13 protein-coding genes, 2 tRNA genes and 2 pseudogenes are annotated in these 13,156 nt (G+C 56.6%); 5 read left to right on the top strand and 12 right to left on the bottom strand.

Going from position 1 to position 13,156, the window contains the following annotated elements:
- Positions 1-67: 67 nt before the first annotated feature.
- The 3 genes from GO007_RS04955 to ghrA form a co-directional block, all read right to left on the bottom strand.
- The gene (locus tag GO007_RS04955; protein ID WP_095096318.1) at positions 68-622 is read right to left on the bottom strand and encodes a TorD/DmsD family molecular chaperone; all 555 of its coding nucleotides are present in this window, start codon (positions 620-622) and stop codon (positions 68-70) included.
- 22 nt (positions 623-644) lie between these two features.
- Positions 645-1,382 carry a phosphatase gene (locus GO007_RS04950; RefSeq protein WP_157349075.1) on the bottom strand — a complete coding sequence of 246 codons (738 nt, stop codon included), beginning with the start codon at positions 1,380-1,382 and terminating at the stop codon, positions 645-647.
- A gap of 86 nt (positions 1,383-1,468) precedes the next feature.
- Entirely contained in the window at positions 1,469-2,407 is a 939-nt protein-coding gene (gene ghrA, locus GO007_RS04945) for a glyoxylate/hydroxypyruvate reductase GhrA (protein ID WP_095096308.1), read from the bottom strand.
- 268 nt (positions 2,408-2,675) lie between these two features.
- Between ghrA and GO007_RS04940 the strand changes: the two genes are divergently transcribed.
- A tRNA-Ser gene (locus GO007_RS04940) sits at positions 2,676-2,763 on the top strand.
- A gap of 218 nt (positions 2,764-2,981) precedes the next feature.
- Here GO007_RS04940 and GO007_RS04935 read toward each other — a convergent pair.
- A complete protein-coding gene (locus GO007_RS04935; RefSeq protein ID WP_095096305.1) occupies positions 2,982-3,887 on the bottom strand; it encodes a LysR family transcriptional regulator in 906 nt (301 codons plus the stop codon).
- 113 nt (positions 3,888-4,000) lie between these two features.
- On the opposite strand from GO007_RS04935, the gene GO007_RS04930 reads away from it, so the two are divergent.
- From GO007_RS04930 to GO007_RS04920, 4 genes and pseudogenes are all read left to right on the top strand, one after another.
- Positions 4,001-4,861, top strand: a complete 861-nt coding sequence (locus tag GO007_RS04930; RefSeq protein WP_095096302.1) for a pirin family protein — start codon at positions 4,001-4,003, stop codon at positions 4,859-4,861.
- A 19-nt stretch (positions 4,862-4,880) separates the two neighbouring features.
- Positions 4,881-5,013 (top strand): annotated as a pseudogene (locus GO007_RS29490) (hydrolase); the annotation flags it as partial.
- A 1-nt stretch (position 5,014) separates the two neighbouring features.
- Positions 5,015-5,134 (top strand): annotated as a pseudogene (locus GO007_RS29485) (hydrolase); the annotation flags it as partial.
- Between the two features lie 145 nt (positions 5,135-5,279).
- Positions 5,280-5,367: transfer RNA gene (locus GO007_RS04920), tRNA-Ser, on the top strand.
- A gap of 153 nt (positions 5,368-5,520) precedes the next feature.
- Here the strand turns inward: GO007_RS04920 and citG are convergent.
- From citG to GO007_RS04880, 8 genes are read right to left on the bottom strand one after another with little or no spacing between them, the layout of a single operon-like run.
- Positions 5,521-6,351 (bottom strand): triphosphoribosyl-dephospho-CoA synthase CitG, encoded by an 831-nt coding sequence (citG, locus tag GO007_RS04915; protein WP_095096298.1) that lies wholly within the window; start codon positions 6,349-6,351, stop codon positions 5,521-5,523.
- On the bottom strand, positions 6,329-6,868 hold the full coding sequence (gene citX / locus GO007_RS04910; RefSeq protein WP_095096294.1) for a citrate lyase holo-[acyl-carrier protein] synthase: 540 nt from the start codon (positions 6,866-6,868) through the stop codon (positions 6,329-6,331). The genes citG and citX overlap by 23 nt, the downstream gene beginning before the upstream one ends.
- Positions 6,868-8,391 (bottom strand): citrate lyase subunit alpha, encoded by a 1,524-nt coding sequence (gene citF, locus GO007_RS04905; protein WP_095096293.1) that lies wholly within the window; start codon positions 8,389-8,391, stop codon positions 6,868-6,870. The genes citX and citF overlap by 1 nt, the downstream gene beginning before the upstream one ends.
- Positions 8,392-8,401: 10 nt before the next feature.
- A complete protein-coding gene (gene citE / locus GO007_RS04900) occupies positions 8,402-9,277 on the bottom strand; it encodes a citrate (pro-3S)-lyase subunit beta (protein ID WP_095096291.1) in 876 nt (291 codons plus the stop codon).
- Positions 9,274-9,567 (bottom strand): citrate lyase acyl carrier protein, encoded by a 294-nt coding sequence (citD, locus tag GO007_RS04895; RefSeq protein ID WP_095096288.1) that lies wholly within the window; start codon positions 9,565-9,567, stop codon positions 9,274-9,276. Before citD ends, citE begins: the two co-directional genes overlap by 4 nt.
- A 19-nt stretch (positions 9,568-9,586) precedes the next feature.
- Positions 9,587-10,606 (bottom strand): [citrate (pro-3S)-lyase] ligase, encoded by a 1,020-nt coding sequence (citC, locus tag GO007_RS04890; protein ID WP_095096286.1) that lies wholly within the window; start codon positions 10,604-10,606, stop codon positions 9,587-9,589.
- A 16-nt stretch (positions 10,607-10,622) separates the two neighbouring features.
- Positions 10,623-11,486: a fumarylacetoacetate hydrolase family protein gene (locus tag GO007_RS04885; protein ID WP_095096283.1), complete on the bottom strand. Its 864-nt coding sequence runs from the start codon at positions 11,484-11,486 to the stop codon at positions 10,623-10,625.
- Positions 11,487-11,508: 22 nt separating this feature from the next.
- Positions 11,509-12,876 carry a 2-hydroxycarboxylate transporter family protein gene (locus GO007_RS04880; protein WP_095096280.1) on the bottom strand — a complete coding sequence of 456 codons (1,368 nt, stop codon included), beginning with the start codon at positions 12,874-12,876 and terminating at the stop codon, positions 11,509-11,511.
- Positions 12,877-13,156: the final 280 nt, after the last annotated feature.

Raw genomic sequence — 13,156 nt, 5'->3', positions numbered from 1 at the left:
TGATTTCGAGCACACTATATAAAATGGCGCTCTTTCTGTTGCAACAATAATGTGACTTAAATCACACTTACTCTTCGTTCTCTTCCTGCAGCTCATCCCACATGGCAGAGAGCGCCTCGCGCGTCAGCGGCGCCATTGTCCGCCAGAAAGGCGTCACCGCATGGGCTTCGACCTTGCCGAGGAAGATCCCGCACCACGGCAGAATATAGTCGGCAAACAGCGTTTCCAGCGTTTCGCTTTCATCTTCCGTCGCATGATCCTCAAGCCACGAAGCAGCCAGCAGCAGGGAACCAATATGATCGGCTCGCCCCTCTCCGGTTGGGATCCCGTGCTCGCTCAGAAAACCGCGAACTTCGGCTTCCGTAGCGCCTTCAACCCATGCGCTACGATATGGCGGGACGCCGCACTCTTCGCCGACAAACAGCGCGTTGTAATCAGCGGCCAGCGGCTGCACATCGCAGCTCTTTTGCAGGCGCTCCAGCTGCTCATCCTGCTCCAGCGGCCAGCTTGCCGCTAGCTTGCCTTCACGAATAAGGGAAAACAGCGGCACCAGCAGCGGGTCCTGCGGCTGACGATAGTACAGGGAGCCCAGCACGCGGCAGAGGATTGAAAACTCGTTCATTCAGTTATTCCAGTTATACAAATTAAAGATCGGCAAATTCAGCAATCGCCGGCATCCCACGGGATTCAAGGAAGTTCAGCAGCCGGCGCGGAGAAACGTTAAGGATCCTCTCCTCGGGGAAATTCACCTCATCGAGGATCTTGCGACACTCTCTGAATTCGCCAAGCGTAAAGGCTGTGTGCGAATCAGAGCCGAGAGCCACCCAGCCTCCGGCATCGCGCACCGCGGCGGCAATGGCCCGGCAGTTATCTTCACTGCCTACGCGTGAAGAGATAAAAGAGGAGTTGTTGATTTCCAACGCCACCTGGTATTTTGCCGCCGCTTCGGCGATAGCCGGGATATCAACCGGGAATTTAGGGTTGCCCGGGTGGCTGATAATGTGCACCGCGCCGCTCGCCATCGCGGCGATCATCGCCTCGGTATGGGTTGCTTTATTCTGCGGCGGGAATACAGGCTCATGGAAGCCGGCGATTATCAGGTCCAGGGAGGTTAGCATCGGTCCGCTGCAGTCAATCTCCCCTGCGGTGTTTTTAATGTTCGCCTCAATACCGCGCAGAATGCCAACGCCATCCACCAGCCGCGGCCAGATGCGCATATTGACAAAGTGCCAGTAGTGCGGCGCATCGGCCATATCCGGGCCATGGTCAGTGATCGCAAAGAGTTTGATCCCCTTGCGCTTTGCTTCGGCAATATAATCGTGCAGGGTGCTGTAGGCGTGGGTACTGGCGACGGTATGCATGTGCAGGTCAACAGGATACATCACAATCTCCTTCTCTGTTTGTGGCAAGAATAGCAGGAATCAGGACGTATGATTAGCAAAAACCCCGCCGCAGCGGGGGTCCTCTTTTAGTAACCGCGCTGGCGATCGACCTGCCCGGCGACCGTTTCCCCTCGCTCCAGCTGGCTAATCGTACCGGCTATATAGGTAATCGCTTCCTGCGGCCGCGTCACCGCGGCGATATGCGGCGTCATTGCCACTCGCGGATGCGCCCACAGCGGGCTTGCCGCCGGGAGCGGCTCGCGGCTGAAGACATCCAGCATGGCGCCTTTAAGTTTACCGCTTTCCAGCGCCGCCAGCAGATCGTCCTCAACGACATGGACGCCGCGCGCCAGATTGAGAACATAGCTGCCATCCGGAAGCTGCGCCAGTCGCTGCTGATTAATAATGCCGACGGTTTCCGCCGTGTTGGGCAGCAGGTTGATCAGCACCCGCGTTCCGCGCAGGAATTCATTCAGCTCCTCAGCCCCGGCAAAGCTTTGCACCTGCGGCCACTCCTTGCGGCTGCGGCTCCAGCTGCGCAGCGGGAAGCCCCATGCCTGCAGCCCTTCCGCAACCTTCGCGCCGAGCACGCCTGCTCCCATAATGCCGATAGTAAAATCTTCGCGCCGGTATTCATCCAGCGGCTGCCAGCGCGCCTGCTGTTTCAGAGCCTGATAATCGTCAAACCGGCGGAACCAGTGCAGCACCTGGCTGACCGCATACTCCTGCATCTGCAGCCCCATACCGGTATCTTCGAGGCGGAACAGCGGAATCGATAGCGGCAGCATCTCCGGATGTTCGCGCAGCTTACTGAGGATCGAGTCCACCCCTGCCCCGAGGGCAAAGACGGCTTTTAAGTCGCGGCCCTGGAGCATTTCCACCGGCGGATGCCAGACCAGTGCATAGTCTGCGGGCCGATCGTCGCCAGGCTTCCACTCCCGTACGCGCGAACCTGGCAGCTGTTTTTCCAGCTCGGCAATCCAGTACGGGATATCAAACGTCGGGTGGTAAAAGATAATCTCCATTGTGACTCCTGATAGCTAATGTCTTAAGCAGGTTTGCGTTAGCGCCGTATTTTACTTGTTGTTTTCTATCGATTTGCCAGCATAGCAAATTTCGCCTGGCTGGCGGGCAAAAAGAGAGTGGTGACAAAAAAAACGATTGTCGCGCACTTCGCCAGCAAGTTGCGCGAAGTTTGGCTAAACGCGCGTTTTTTTAAAAAAGTTGATTGACGGGAGATAGGTATTTCCCTAAATTAGCGCCCGTTCCCGGCAGCAACGGGAATGACAATATGGTGAGGTGTCCGAGTGGCTGAAGGAGCACGCCTGGAAAGTGTGTATACGGCAACGTATCGGGGGTTCGAATCCCCCCCTCACCGCCATATTTAAAGAAGAGCTCGTACGCAGGTACGGGCTTTTTTTTTCGCCTGTCGCACCCCGCCGGAAGCTAACGCCAGATGAGCGTCCTCTGCATCTGGACGTATCCATTGCCCCCATCAGCTCCCGCCGGTCCGGCCTGCTTATTATCATCCAGGCTATCCACGGGTAAATTTTCCCCGCCTCATCCGCAGAAAGAGAGGCGAACTGATGCCGCCCGGCGCTAATCCTCTTCCATCCGCTGATACTCTTCGGTGAGGAAATCCACCAGCGCGCGCACCGACGGCAATAGCCCGCGGCGTGAGGCAAAAACCGCATGAATCACTTCCCGACGTGGCTGCCACTCATCAAGTACCACCACCAGCTCACCTGACGCCAGCTTATCGCGCACCATTAATAGCGGCAGTTGAACAATGCCAATGCCGGCGATCGCCGCTTCCCGCAGCGCCAGCATGTCGGTGGTCACCATTCGCGGCGTAAAATAGACCTCCGCTCGCGCTCCCTGCGGACCGGCCAGCTGCCATTTATGCTGATGCTTGCCGGCGGCCAGGCTCAGCCCCGGCCACTCGCTAAGTTCAGCCGGCGCCTGCGGCTGCCCCATGCGCTCCACCAGCGCCGGACTGGCAAACAGCCGATGCCCACGATCGGCCAGCACCCGCATCACCAGATCGCTATCGTCGAAGGGCCGCGGCCGCACGCGAATAGCCACGTCAACCCCTTCACCGACCACATCAACCCGCCGGTTGGTTGCCTCCAGCTGCACGTTTACTCCCGGATAGCGCTGCATAAACCGCGCCAGCATGGGCCCAATGTGCACATGCAGCAGGGTAACCGGACAGGTCAGCTTAACGCTGCCGCGCGGCTCAGAACGAAGCGTGTCGACCGCCTGCTGCGCCGCCTCGGCCTCAATCAGCATCGCTTTACAGTGCTGATAAAACGTCTGCCCAACTTCGGTTACCGCAAACTGACGCGTGGTGCGATGTATCAAGCGCACGCCGAGCCGCTCTTCGAGCTGAGCAATGCGGCGGCTTAGTTTCGATTTGGGCTGATCGAGCGCCCTGCCCGCAGCGGCGAATCCGCCATGATCCACCACCTGCACAAACCAGGCTAAGTCGTTGAGATCCTGCATCCTTCCCCCATCGTTCCATTTTCAGAACAGTATAGGTCATTTTTGCTACCTACCGAGGGGTTAGCCGTGCATATAAGCTTATCGACATCGATACAAATACGCAGGAGAGAACAATGAAACAGATCACAGGAGTCTATACCGCGCCATCTCAGCACTGGGTCGGTGACGGTTTCCCGGTACGCTCGCTGTTTTCTTATCAAACCCACGGCGAGCAGCTGAGCCCCTTCCTGCTGCTGGATTACGCAGGGCCGCATAGCTTCCCGGCGGGGAGCGGCAAACGCGGCGTCGGTGAACATCCGCATCGCGGGTTTGAAACCGTAACCGTAGTTTATTCTGGTGAAGTTGAGCATCGCGACTCGACCGGCAGAGGCGGCGTGATTGGCCCCGGCGATGTGCAGTGGATGACGGCGGGCGCCGGGATCCTGCACGAAGAGTTCCACTCGGCGGAATTTACCCGTACCGGGGGAGAGCTGAAGATGATTCAGCTGTGGGTCAATCTGCCGGCCAAAGACAAAATGACCGCGCCTGGATATCAGAGCATCACCGCTGAGGTCATTCCGCGCGTCGTTCTGCCGGATAACGCAGGCCAGGTTCGGGTCATCGCCGGTCATTACGCCGACGTTTCCGGCCCGGCGCGGACCTTTTCGCCGCTGAACGTCTGGGATATGCAGCTGACGCAGGGTCACGACGTTTCGCTACGTCAGCCTGACGGCTGGAGCACCGCGCTGGTTGTTCTTGAAGGTGAAATCAGCGTCAACGGTACTGAAAATGCGCGTGAAGGCCAGCTGGTGGTGTTGAGCCAGCAGGGTGAAACGCTGCACCTCAGCGCAACCGCTGATGCCAAAGTCCTGCTGTTGGCCGGAGAACCGCTGGGTGAGCCTATCGTCGGCTATGGCCCATTTGTCATGAATAGCAAAACGCAAATCGCGGAAGCGGTGCGTGATTTTAATAGCGGCCGTTTCGGCCAAATCTGATCCGCCAGAGGTGCAAGAAATGCCTACTCCCGCTAATTTTAACGGGGCTCGCCCGGGTGATTGATGTGAACGACAGCGCCATGCTGCGGATCGATCGCCAGAGCGGCCTGTTCCAGATCGTTGGCGATATGCCAATGCCGGAACTGCCCGCGGGCCGTCGAATGGGCCGAGGTTTATACGAAAATATTCCCGGCCAGGCAGCGGCTGATTGAGAGTAACGCCAAAGCTCAGGACGTGGTGAAGAATAGCGAACAGCTTGATTCGCAGCGTTAAAGTCGCCGCCCCAGCGTTTTTTACCGGGGCGGTGTTCATTGCTTGAGCGAACGGTAAGGAAAGAATAAATACTGCTTGACCGTTTTAGCGCAACTCCCTATAGTACCGCCCCGTTGCCCACCCAAGGTGAGCAGCGAAACAATATGGTGAGGTGTCCGAGTGGCTGAAGGAGCACGCCTGGAAAGTGTGTATACGGCAACGTATCGGGGGTTCGAATCCCCCCCTCACCGCCATATTTAAAGAAGAGCTCGTACGCAGGTACGGGCTTTTTTTTCGCCTGTCGCACCCCGCCGGGGGGGATGAGAAGCCCCGACCGGGGGGTCGACAGCTGGCGCAGCCAGCCAGGCAGACCGCGAGCCTGCGGGCTGCCCGTACCCCTATAGCCCCTACCCCAGCGTCGCCAGCACGTAGGATACCGCCAGCAGATCGGCGCTGCCGCCGGGGCTAAGGTTACGGCTGGTCAAGGCTTTATCCATCTCCTGCAGGCGCACAATATTCCAGCCATTTTTCAGCAGCGTCAGCGCGTAATCCTGTACATAACACAGCCCGTCGATACCACCACGGGAGACCAGATTGCTGTCAGGGTTTATCGCCATTAAGCGCAGCAGCGCATGGTGAAAGCGCCGTTCACCCGACTCTTGATACCAGTATGGCAACACGTGTTGTCGCACCGTGGGAAACCCTAGCTCCGCCTCACCGCGCGCGCCGGTCAGGCCAAACTGCTGATACTGTTTTTCACCCGCCGTTGTCGCATAGGTGCGGGAAGCCAGCTCGCGAGCCACCATCCCTTTGCAGATCTCAGCCACCTGCTGACAAACAGACTCCGCGCAGACCAGCCGATTCTGTCCACGTAAACGCCCTGCCGCAAAGCAGATCAGGCCCAGCGAAAAGATGCCTCCTTTATGGGTATTAACCCCGTCGGTCGCCTCGAACATAGCCTGTTCGCAGGCCATCCCTGCCGGGCGCAGTAAGCGCAGTTGTTCGCTGGCAGGTTTGAACGCATGCTCAAAACCGGCCTTTTCGAACACGCGAAACCAGGGGGTGATGGCATCGATACTGCGCAAAAACAGCGCGTGATCCATATCGTTGTGCGAACCGTTGTTCGCCATATCCACCAACCCCGGTTTGGGAGTGAGATTTAATTCAAGACGCAGCGCCGTTGCCGCCAGCGCCCAGACATCAAAGCGGGCGAGTTTAGTCGCGAGCGAACCAGCCATCGATCAGAGTCTCCACACGTGATACAACCTCTTCCATGGAATGACGGCGCGAACGGGCACAACCGTGGGCAGGCTCATCGCACACCAGGCAGCGCCGGGTTCTGAGATCCAGAGACTGGCGTCCCACCAGGCCATTTTTTGGGCAGATCACATCAAAATCCCACAGTCTGCCGAGCGGATGCGTCTGTTCCAGCTCAATACACTGGGCTTTGATTTCCGCCGCCGCATGGTCAACGCACCACAGCGCTTCCGCACCGGTCGGCAACCACAGCACCTGACGGTCCACCACCGGCCAGCGGTTCTGCCACAGCAGCTGATCACACGCCTGCAGCGCCACGCCCATGGTATTGCGGTAACGGATACTGTCTTTCTGTGCGCCGGGGGTCACCAACGTCAGGGAGATAACCGGATGGTGATAATGAGAGAGCCAGTCAGCCTGACGCGCCGCACGGTTTTCTTTTGCCGTCAGCAGTGCCTCAAGGCTGACGCCCGCTCTTACGGGCGTCAGTAATGTCATTAGATGCTCTCCTTCACCTGATGGACAACGTCAATCACGCTGCCATCGCGATAGCGAATGACCCCAACGATGCGGTCGGTGAATTCAATCGATTTCGGTGTGCCGGTCAGGGAAATAGCACGCTCGTAAAGCGCCTCAATGTCCACCACCTTCAGGCCCGCTTCCACCAGACGCTCGTGGATTTCTGGGCGCGCCGGATTCACCGCGATGCCGTGATCGGTGACCAGCACATCAATGCTTTCGCCCGGCGTCAGCAGCGTGGTCACACGCTTCACCACGGTCGGAATGCGGGTACGCAGTAAAGGGGCCACCACAATGGTCAGGTTGGCAGAAGCCGCTACGTCGCAATGACCACCAGATGCACCGCGCATCACGCCGTCAGAGCCGGTAATCACGTTGACGTTAAAGTCGACGTCGATTTCCAGCGCACTAAGTATGACCACGTCCAGTTGGTCACAACAGGCGGCTTTGCTGCCCGGGTTGGCATAGACGTTGGTGGAGATTTCAACGTGATTCGGGTTACGCGCCAGCGAGGCCGCAGCTTTGCTGTCAAAGCACTGGGTATCAAGCAGCTTCGCTATTAGCCCTTTTTCGTATAGAGAGACCAGACCGCCGGTGATGCCGCCCAGTGCAAAGCTCGCCTTCACGCCGCTACGTTCCATCTTCTCTTCCATAAAGAGCGTACAGGCCGTGGCCGCCGCGCCGGAACCGGTCTGCATGGAGAAACCGTTTTTGAAGTAGCCGGAGTGCTCGATTACATCAGCTGCGTAGCGGGCAATCATCAGCTCGCGCGGGTTGCTGGTCACACGGGCGGCACCGACGCTGATTTTTGCCGGATCACCCACGCTTTCCACCTGCACGATATAATCCACCTGATCCTGCACCAGGCTGGCTGGCATATTCGGGAACGGCACCAGTTCTTCGGTCAGTAGCACCACTTTATGGGCAAACTGAGCGTCGACCATCGCGTAACCCAGCGATCCGCAGGCGGATTTCCCTTGGGTGCCGTTGGCGTTACCAAACTCATCACTGCACGGTACGCCGAGGAAGGCGACGTCAATGTTCAGTTCGCCGTCCTGCAGCAGCTTCACGCGACCGCCGTGGGAGTGAATCTGTACCGGTTCCTCCATCAGGCCATGGGAAATCGCATCCGCCAGCTTACCGCGCATCCCTGAGGTGTAGATACGGGTGATCACGCCATTCTGAATATGTTCAATCAGGCTGTCGTTACATGTCATTAGCGAACTGGAGGCCAGCGTCAGGTCTTTAAAGCCCAGGCGCGCCAGGGTCGCCACGACGTTGTTAATGACCCTGTCGCCCTCACGAAACGCGTGATGGAACGAAATGGTCATCCCGTCTTTCAGGCCACTGTTGGCAATGGCGTCTTCAAGGGTGGCACACAGTTTACGGTTATGTTTGCTCTCGACATCTGCAAGCCAGGGCGTTGCGCTATGGGCCGTATCAAACGGTTTTAAGTCACGCAGGTGCGGAAAATTAACGTGGAGAAGCTCTATCTGATTCATCGTTCTGTCCTTATCGACGCACGCCGGACGCGGCGGCACGTTCGAGTACAACCTGCGCGTGGTTAATGATGGGGCCGTCGATCATTTTGCCGTTCAGCGAGACCACGCCGAGCCCGTTACGTTCACCCTCATCTGCCGCTTCAATGACGTGTTTGGCGTGCTCGACTTCCTGCTGGGTTGGCGCATACGCGTTATGCAGCAAATCGATCTGACGAGGGTTGATCAGCGACTTACCGTTGAAGCCCATTTTGCGGATCAGGTCGACTTCTCGTAGGAAACCGGCTTCGTCGTTCAAATCCGACCACACCACGTCAAAGGCATCGATGCCCGCGGCGCGTGCGGCGTGCAGTACGGCACAACGGGCATAGAACAGTTCGGTACCGTCACCGCGCTCGGTTTGCATATCCATCACGTAGTCGAACGCTGCCAGCGCAATGCCGATCAGGCGCTGGGAGCTGCGGGCAATGGCCACGGCATTGATAACACCGATCGCAGATTCGATCGCTGCCATCACACGGGTAGATCCCAGCTCACGGCCGCATTCCATTTCAATGCGTTCCAGATGGCGTTCCAGTTCGTAGATATCTTCAGGCGTGTCGGTCTTCGGTAGACGAACCACGTCCACCCCGGCGCGCACCACGGCTTCCAGATCTTTCAGGCCAAAGGGGGTGTTCAGCGGGTTGATGCGAACAACGGTTTCGATGTCTTTGTACATCGGGTGCTGCAGAGCGTGGAAGACCAGCACGCGGGCAGTATCTTTTTCACGCAGAGCTACCGCATCTTCCAGGTCGAACATGATGGAGTCCGGGCGGTAGATAAACGCGGTGGAGAGCATGGCGGCATTGGCGCCGGGGAGAAACAGCATGCTGCGACGGAGTTTTTTCATAGCAGTTTCTCCCAGTTAATATTGTCGCTGTCGCTGGCGCGCAGGATGGCGCTTTGCAGACGGGCACGGATAACGCAATCCAGCGCACCTTTGTCTTCGATAATGATGACCCCCTGGTAGACGTCCATATTACGTAGCGTGGTGGCCACGACCTGACGGATCTGTTCGCCGAACTGTTTAATCACTTCACTGTGGATGACGATGTCCAGCTCACCTTCTGCAGGGGCAATTTTCACCATCAGGTCACTGGATTCCATGGTCCCGGCCAGCGCCTCCCTAACAATTTTCATATTTTATATCCTGAGTTTTTTAAGCGACTTCCGCGCGGTAGTGCATTTCAAGGTGCGCGAAAGTGGTATCCGGTACGATTTCCCGAATACGGGAAAACTGCTGCGTTTTCAGTAAACGCCGAACTTCTGAGGCAGAGATGGCACTGCCCGCGGCTTTAATGCGCGGGATCTCGACCACCTCAACCGCACCCGCCAGCAGACTGTGCATGGTTTGGTTGTACTGACGGGTAATGTCGCAAAACGGCTCCGAGCCGATAAAGCGGTGGGTGATCCCCAGCGCAGGGGCGATATGGTTGCGGAAAATCAGCAAATCGATCTCGCTCCACGCCTGCTGCACTTTCCCGGTCTCTTTGAGGAAATAGGCCGGAAAGGTGGCCCGGGAGATGATGTACTCCGAGCCTTCGTGGACGGTAACATTCGGCAGGTGTGCAACACCGGCTTTCACCATCTTCATACGCGCCATAAACGGGAAAAATGAGGCATCTTCCTGCACCACGAACACATGTAAGTGGTCACAAGAAAATGCGGCCTGTTCCACCAGATGACGGTGCCCGAGCGTAAAGGGGTTGGCATTCATCACTATTGCCCCGATACGTTCGCCAGCCACGCGCTGGCGCTGCAATGAGCGGCAGTAGCGGCTGACACCAGACGGTGTGTTTTCCATTAACACAGCGTTATTGCCACTCTGCGCGATAGGCCAGAACCCGCTGTGCGCAAAGCGCTCCTTGTTACAAGGACGCGTACACAGAAACAGATGAAAATGGCCCCGTGCGAGCGCCAGGTGTTCTACCTCTGCCAGCAAGCGTGCGCTGAGGTTTTCACCGCGCAGGGCTTTATCCACCGCAACACATTTGATGACATTGGCGGTCAGGCCCGCACAACCCACCAGCCGGGTACCGGACCAGGCTTCAACAAAGGTGGTGATATCGCTGTCCAGGCCTAAGTCACTGTCCGCGAGCAGAGAGCGAATCTGCATAAAACGCTGCGATCCGCTGGCAACGTCTGCGACGCGAAAATCGATGGGGAGTTGTGCTTGCATGATCTCGCCTGATTCCTTAGTGCATGGCTGCCAGTGACTGGGCTGGCGCATCCATGATCACATTGCTGAGATGACCAATATTTTCGATCTCCACTTCAATGCGATCGCCCGCGTTCATGAATAGCGGCGGGGTACGTTTTTTGCCGACACCACCCGGCGAACCGGTGATAATCACATCGCCGGCGTTCAGGCGGGTAAAGGTACTGATGTACTCGATAAGCTCTGCCACCTTGTGGATCATGCTGGCGGTGTTGTCTTCCTGTACCATGCGGCCATTCAGCCAGGTGCGGATCGCCAGCTGATGAGGGTCAGGGATTTCATCCGCCGTGGTCATCCACGGACCGAACGCACCGGTCTGACGCCAGTTTTTACCGGCGGTAAACCAGGTGTGCTGCCAGTCGCGTGCAGAACCGTCCATATAGCAGCTGTATCCGGCTACGTGGCTCAATGCCTCTTCGCGGGAGATATCGTCTCCACTTTTACCGATGATCACCGCCAGCTCGCCCTCATAGTCAAACTCCCTTGAGTGGCGCGGTTTGAGGACGGGCATCTGGTGTCCGGTTTGCGAATCGGCAAAACGGATGAACAGCGTCGGTGCCGGGTTGTGCTGGTCAAACTCTTTGCGTTTTTCAGCGTAGTTCATGCCAACGCAGAGTATTTTTCCTGGGTTATCAATCACCGGTAAAAATTCCAGCGCATCGAAGCGCAGATCCGGTTTTTCACCGAACAGCTGCTGAGCTTCGTTTAACGCGTCGGCGGCGAGCAGCGATTTCAAATCGCTGTAACGATCCCCCAGACGGCGTCCCAGATCGACCACACCATCGGCTTTCACGATCCCGTAACTGCGGATCCCCTGATGGACAAAGCTTGAGAGTTTCATATCAGTTCCTGTAACACATGAATCAGACGAGGAAGTTACCGAGAATCAGCAGCGATACCGAGACGTTGATCGCACCGCCGATGCGGGTAGCAATCTGGGCGAACGGCATCAGGCTCATACGGTTACCTGCAGTGAGGATGGCAACATCCCCGGTGCCGCCCTGCCCGCTCTGACAGCAGGAGACGATGGCGACATCTATCGGATGCATACCGATTTTTTTACCTACGAAGAAGCCAGTAGCAACCAGCGTGGTCACGGTGCTGACGATAACCAGCAGGTTAGTCAGGGTGAATGCGTGCACCAGCTCCTGCCACGGGGTGATAGCCACGCCCACCGCGAAGAGGATTGGGTAAGTCACAGAGGTCTGGAAGAACTTGTAAACGACCTGAGAGCCTTCGAGGATTTTCGGCGATACGCCGTGGACCAGTTTGACCAGCACTGCCATGAACAACATGCCAACCGGCGCAGGCAGACCAATCAATTTGTGGCCCAGCATACCCAGCATATAGAGCAGCACCGCCAGCAGCGCACCGGAGGCGATGGCGGTCACGTCCGCTTTACCGCTGAACGCAGGCGCAGCGGGAGCAGCTTTTTCATTGGTGTTGTCACGGTCAGGCATCAACTGGCCTTCACCGGTCAGGTGCGGGAAACGTTTACCCAGCTGGTTCAGACAGCCGGAGATAATGATGGCAGTCAGGCCGCCAAGCATCACCATTGGCAGTACGCGGCCCAATGCAACGCCCTGATCCATATGAAGAATAGTGGCGTAGCCGATAGAGAGCGGAATCGCACCTTCACCGACACCACCCGCCATGATCGGCAGAATGATAAAGAAGAAGATCTGGAACGGTTCGAGACCGAGTAGCATACCCACGCCCATCCCCACCAGCATGCCGGCAATTTCACCGCACAGCATCGGGAAGAAAATACGCAGGAAGCCCTGAATCAGCGTGGTACGATTCATGCTCATGATACTGCCAACAATGATGCAGCAGATGTAGAGGTACAGAATGTTGGTTGATTTGTAGAACCTGGTGGTGGACTCAACCACCACATCCGGCAGCAGGCCGTAATAGACCATTGCGGACGGTATAAAGGTGGCGCAAATCGCCGCCGCGCCTAGTTTACCTACGATTGGCAGACGCTTACCGAATTCACCACAGGCGAAGCCGAAGAACGCCAGAGTTACTACCATTACTACGATGTCGCTGGGTAATTTACCGCCCAGACAATCAATGGTAATTAATGCACCAGCCAGAACAAAAAGCGGCAATGGAATAATCCCAACTTTCCAGGTATCCATGATGTGCCACCATCTATCTTTCAACGATGGTTTTTGAATCGACAGCAATTCAGAGGTAGTAGAAAAAGAATCGTCAGTTGTGCTCATAATTAAGCCCCTTGGTTATTTTGCATTTTTAGCTTAAAGGGCGAGGTTTTTACATTATGTGAGGCACGGCATATTAAAATCGAAATTTTAATGGCACCTATGATTTTTATGGTTTCTATTATTTAGTGTGATTAACGCCTTAATTATCTCTGCGGTTTTTATGATTTTTTTATATAAAAATACAAGTTAATAACATTCTCCAAAAAACTTTGTTTCTTTAATACTTCCAGTCACCGCCTGGTGTGCAAGGGATCACAAGTTTCCAGTAAACTCGCCACAG

This window comes from Klebsiella sp. 10-1, from assembly GCF_009758445.1.
Classification (GTDB): Bacteria; Pseudomonadota; Gammaproteobacteria; order Enterobacterales; family Enterobacteriaceae; genus Klebsiella; species Klebsiella scottii.
The sequence above is the reverse complement of the archived record's forward strand: the minus strand, read 5'-3'. Positions and strand labels throughout refer to the sequence as shown.

Bases quoted from the DNA above. Each gene is read 5' to 3' on its own strand.
- citE (WP_095096291.1), bottom strand. From the start codon at position 9,277: ATGAAAAAACTCCGTCGCAGCATGCTGTTTCTCCCCGGCGCCAATGCC.
- ghrA (WP_095096308.1), bottom strand. From the start codon at position 2,407: ATGGAGATTATCTTTTACCACCCGACGTTTGATATCCCGTACTGGATT.
- GO007_RS04935 (WP_095096305.1), bottom strand. From the start codon at position 3,887: ATGCAGGATCTCAACGACTTAGCCTGGTTTGTGCAGGTGGTGGATCAT.
- GO007_RS04885 (WP_095096283.1), bottom strand. From the start codon at position 11,486: ATGAAACTCTCAAGCTTTGTCCATCAGGGGATCCGCAGTTACGGGATC.
- citC (WP_095096286.1), bottom strand. From the start codon at position 10,606: ATGCAAGCACAACTCCCCATCGATTTTCGCGTCGCAGACGTTGCCAGC.
- GO007_RS04880 (WP_095096280.1), bottom strand. From the start codon at position 12,876: ATGAGCACAACTGACGATTCTTTTTCTACTACCTCTGAATTGCTGTCG.
- citG (WP_095096298.1), bottom strand. From the start codon at position 6,351: ATGGCTGGTTCGCTCGCGACTAAACTCGCCCGCTTTGATGTCTGGGCG.
- GO007_RS04955 (WP_095096318.1), bottom strand. From the start codon at position 622: ATGAACGAGTTTTCAATCCTCTGCCGCGTGCTGGGCTCCCTGTACTAT.
- citF (WP_095096293.1), bottom strand. From the start codon at position 8,391: ATGAATCAGATAGAGCTTCTCCACGTTAATTTTCCGCACCTGCGTGAC.
- GO007_RS04950 (WP_157349075.1), bottom strand. From the start codon at position 1,382: ATGTATCCTGTTGACCTGCACATGCATACCGTCGCCAGTACCCACGCC.
- GO007_RS04930 (WP_095096302.1), top strand. From the start codon at position 4,001: ATGAAACAGATCACAGGAGTCTATACCGCGCCATCTCAGCACTGGGTC.
- citD (WP_095096288.1), bottom strand. From the start codon at position 9,567: ATGAAAATTGTTAGGGAGGCGCTGGCCGGGACCATGGAATCCAGTGAC.
- citX (WP_095096294.1), bottom strand. From the start codon at position 6,868: ATGACATTACTGACGCCCGTAAGAGCGGGCGTCAGCCTTGAGGCACTG.